This window comes from Vibrio sp. 970 (genome assembly GCF_033339075.1).
In genome coordinates this window covers 1-513 of the sequence record NZ_JAWOTW010000838.1, presented here as the reverse complement: position 1 = coordinate 513, position 513 = coordinate 1, and the positions used below count along the sequence as shown (strand labels likewise).

Annotated in this window: 1 pseudogene; it reads left to right on the top strand. The window is 48.3% G+C overall.

The features are described 5' to 3' along the window. Nucleotides 1-513 (top strand): annotated as a pseudogene (locus R7Q11_RS29475) (type II secretion system protein GspD); the annotation flags it as partial.

Below are 513 nucleotides of genomic sequence, written 5' to 3'. Positions count from 1 at the left end.
TGATTGAAGCCTTGATTGTTGAAATGGCCGAAGGTGATGGTATTAACCTAGGCGTTCAGTGGGGGTCACTAGAAACGGGTGCCGTGATCCAGTACGGCAACACTGGTGCGCCAATTGGCCAAGTCATGGTTGGTTTGGAAGAAGCGAAAGACGTTACCAAAACGGAAAGCTACTGGAATAGTGACACGAACAAGTGGGAAAACCGTCAGTACACTGAAGAAGGTGACTACTCAACACTTGCATCTGCTCTTGGCGGCGTAAATGGTGCCGCAATGAGCATCGTGATGGGTGACTGGACGGCGCTAATTAGTGCGGTTGCTTCGGATTCCAACTCAAACATCCTGTCTTCTCCAAGTATCACTGTGATGGATAACGGCGAAGCCTCATTCATCGTGGGTGAAGAAGTGCCTGTTATTACTGGCTCGACTGCTGGTTCAAACAACGACAACCCATTCCAAACCGTTGATCGTAAAGAAGTCGGTATAAAGCTCAAAGTTGTACCACAGATCAACA